We start from the raw sequence: 3,972 nt of genomic DNA on the forward strand, positions 1-3,972 counted from the left end.
TGCGGTTCCGAGGCTGACAACACCCATGTCAGACTTTTTTATTTTAAATTTTTTGTGAGGATTTTTTAATGATATTAGACAGACTGCCGGATAAAGACCAATTTATTAAACTTGCCCGATCCGCCAATGTCATACCAGTGGCCACCAGGGTACTTGCAGACAGTGACACGCCCGTATCCATCCTGCAAAAATGCTATGAAAAAGACAAGGCGTGCTTCCTTTTAGAGAGCGTGGAGGGTGGAGAGCGATGGGGCCGTTACAGCTTTCTTGGTGTGTCTGCCTTTGGACACATCAAAATATATAAAACCCATGTCCTTGTGACAACCCGCCATGACACCCAAAGAATCGCCCATGACAATGATCCTTTAAACGTGATGCGGGAAGTGATCAAAGAATTCACCCCGGCTGATATCCCGGATCTGCCGCGGTTCTGGAGTGGAATTACCGGCTACTTTGCCTATGAGATGGTCTCTTTCTTTGAAAATATTGACGTTACCCTGCCCGACGGCACCCCATACGGCCATTTTATTATTCCCGAACAGATGATCATCTTTGACAATATCAAACAGACACTGACCTGCCTGAACATCTGTTATCTGTCCAGGACAGATGACCCGGCGTTGGTCTATGATACTGCCAGGAATAACGTTGACACGCTCGTAAAAGATTTAGGCAAACCCTTTGTTCCCGGGACCGCCCCCCATGTTCCGGATACACAGCTTGTACCTGAAACACCGCCCCAAACGTACATGGAAGGGGTTAAAACCATCAAGGAACATATTGTAGAGGGAGATATTTTCCAGGCGGTATATTCCCAGCCCTTTTCATGCAAAACAACGGTTGATCCCGTACTGATCTACAGGGCCCAGCGCTACATCAACCCGTCACCGTACATGTTTTTCATGAACTTCACAGACCGGGTCATTGCAGGGTCTTCCCCGGAAACCATGGTACGCCTTGAAAACCGGGTGGCAACCCTTCGGCCCATTGCAGGCACAAGGCCCAGGGGCAAAAGCGAACAAAAAGACCGGGCCCTGGCCGATGATCTGCTCAATGATGAAAAGGAAAAAGCAGAACATGTCATGCTCATTGACCTTGGCCGAAACGACCTTGGCCGGGTGGCCCGGGCCGGCACGGTACAGGTCACGGACACCATGGTCATTGAACGCTATTCCCATGTCATGCACCTGGTCTCCAATATCACCTGTGATCTGAAAGAGGAATGCGACGCCTTTGACCTTTTCAAGGCCACCTTTCCGGCAGGCACCTTGTCCGGTGCGCCCAAAATCCGGGCCATGGAGATCATTGCAAAACTTGAAAACCGCCAAAGGGGTGTCTATGGCGGTGCAGCCGGGTATATCTCCTTTACCGGCAACATGGACTTTGCCATCACCATCCGCACCGCTGTCATGGAAAACGACACATTAACCGTCCAGGCAGGGGCCGGCATTGTCTATGATTCAGATCCTGAAACCGAATTAAACGAATGCATCAACAAGGCCAAAAGTGTTGAAATGGCATTGAAACTTGCCCTGTCACAAAGCCATAAAGGATAGTAAGATATGAAAACCGCAATAATAGACAACTATGATTCCTTTACCTTTAACCTGGTGCATTATGTCCTGCACACAGGGGCCCAGGCAGAGGTTTTCAGAAATGATAAGATCAGTGTGGAAGAACTGGCAGGGCTTGGGTTTGACGCCATCATCCTGTCACCGGGGCCGGGCAGGCCTGAAGATGCAGGGATCTGCCTTGAACTTGTACAAAAACTGTCCGGAAAAATTCCGATTCTTGGCGTGTGTCTGGGACATCAGACCATTGCCCAGAGTTTTGGCGGCACCATTATTCATGCAAAAGCCATTATGCATGGAAAAATATCCGTGGTGGAAGCGGACGGCAAACAGATCTTTTCAGGCATCAACAAGCCCTTTAATGTGATGCGCTACCACTCCCTGGCGGTTCAGGAATCGGATCTGCCCGACTGCCTGGAAGTGACCGCCAGAACCTTAGACGGGGAGATCATGGGCATAAGGCATAAAGAACACCCCACCCAGGGGGTGCAGTTTCACCCTGAATCTTTCATGACCACCGTGGGAAAACGGCTGATCAGAAACTTTATCAAAGGAGCATGATATGGATTTTACAGCTCACCTGAATACCATAGTAAAAAGACAGGATCTTAGCCAGGACCAGATGGCAGACATGATGGACGCCATCTTTTCAGGACAGACCACCGAATCCCAGATCGGGGCATTCATGGCGGCCCTTTCCACAAAAGGGGAGACCTTTGAGGAACTGGCAGGTGCGGCCCGGGCCATGCGGACCAAGGCGGTTCGTGTTCAAACCCTGGCCAAAAAGGTCATTGACACCTGCGGTACAGGGGGGGACGCCCTAGGGTCATTTAATATTTCCACCACAACAGCCTTTGTCATTGCAGGTGCCGGCATCACCGTGGCCAAACACGGCAACCGGTCAGCCACCAGCAAATGCGGGTCTGCGGATGTGCTTGAAGAACTGGGGGTTAATTTAAGTGTGGATCCTGAAATTGTGGAAGAGGCCATCAACGAAATCGGTATTGGGTTCATGTTTGCGCCCCTGTACCACGGTTCCATGAAGTATGCCATGAAAGCCCGCACCGAATGCAAAATCAGAAGTATTTTTAACATGCTCGGGCCATTGACCAACCCGGCAGCTGCCTCCTGCCAGATTTTGGGGGTATATGCACCGGAACTGACGGAGATGTTTGGAAAGGCATTGAATCTTCTGGGTGTGGAAAAGGCCTTTGTGGTCCATGGACATGACGGCATGGATGAGATGACCACCACAGGGCTCACCCGGGTGACAGAGCTCAACAATGGTATGATTAAAACCTATGATGTGGATCCCTTGACCTATTTTGATGAATATGCCGCCCTCGAAGATCTTAAGGGTGGGGATGCAAAATACAATGCCGCCATTACCCGGGCCGTTCTGGCCGGGGAAAAGGGCCCCAAACAGAATATTGTCCTGCTCAATGCAGGAGCCGGCCTTGTGGCTGCCGATGCCGCACCCACCATTGAAAAAGGTATTGAAATTGCCTTAAAATCCATTGAAACAGGGGCAGCCATGAAAAAACTGGAACAACTTGCGGATTATACCAGGGAAAACGGTTAAATCGAAAGGGTGATAAATGAAAGGATTTCTCAAAACTGTTATTGATGTCAAAAAAGAGGACATAAGCCGAGCCAAAAGCAAACTTCCCCTGACCGCCATTCGCCATGATGCCGAACACACCCCAGCCCCGGTCTCTTTTACAGAGGCCATGGCCGCCTCAACTAGCCAGGCGGTGGGTATCATTGCCGAGGTCAAGAAAGCATCGCCCTCCAAGGGAGATATCAGGATTGATCTTGACGCGGCCGCCTATGCCAAAGCCTACACCAAAGGCGGGGCAAGGGCCATATCAGTACTCACGGAATCAAAGTACTTTAAAGGCACTTTGTCCGATCTTGAACTTGTATGCAAAAACACGGACCTTCCTGTGCTTCGAAAGGATTTCATATTTTCCGAATACCAGATTTATGAAGCCAAAAAAGCAGGGGCGTCCGCTGTTCTGCTCATCACCACCCTGCTCGACCCTGCCCATCAGGCCGAACTGACCCTTCTTACCCGGGAGCTTGGCATGGAGCCGCTGGTGGAAATCAATTCAGAGTTTGAATTTGAGCAGGCATATAAAGCCCAGGCCCGGGTGGTGGGCATTAACAACAGAAACCTTGCCACCCTTGAGGTGGACACAAGTGTGGCAAGGCGGGTGGCAAAAATATTCCCTGATGAAATCATTCCTGTGGAGGCCTCGGGTATTTCCGGCCGATCCGGCATTGAAGCCGGCATTGAAAACTGTATTTTCAATTTCCTTGTGGGAGAGAGCATTGTCCGTTCAAAGGATCCTGCTCAATTTATCAAAACCCTTCTTGGTATCAAAGAGGAGGGTGAATA

The 3,972-nt window shown here is 50.2% G+C and carries 4 protein-coding genes; all 4 read left to right on the forward strand.

Translation table 11 applies throughout. The annotated features are described in order from the left end of the window. Positions 1 to 68 precede the first annotated feature (68 nt). The gene (locus AB7U36_RS20075) at positions 69 to 1,556 is read left to right on the forward strand and encodes an anthranilate synthase component I family protein (protein ID WP_428161407.1); all 1,488 of its coding nucleotides are present in this window, start codon (positions 69 to 71) and stop codon (positions 1,554 to 1,556) included. A gap of 6 nt (positions 1,557 to 1,562) precedes the next feature. After that, entirely contained in the window at positions 1,563 to 2,132 is a 570-nt protein-coding gene (locus AB7U36_RS20080) for an anthranilate synthase component II (protein ID WP_428161408.1), read from the forward strand. 1 nt (position 2,133) lies between these two features. Next, positions 2,134 to 3,153 (forward strand): anthranilate phosphoribosyltransferase, encoded by a 1,020-nt coding sequence (gene trpD / locus AB7U36_RS20085; RefSeq protein ID WP_428161409.1) that lies wholly within the window; start codon positions 2,134 to 2,136, stop codon positions 3,151 to 3,153. A 16-nt stretch (positions 3,154 to 3,169) separates the two neighbouring features. Further along, the coding region (locus AB7U36_RS20090) for an indole-3-glycerol phosphate synthase TrpC (protein WP_428161410.1) at positions 3,170 to 3,972 on the forward strand (803 nt) is incomplete at its 3' end.

This window comes from Desulfobacter sp. (assembly GCF_050177295.1).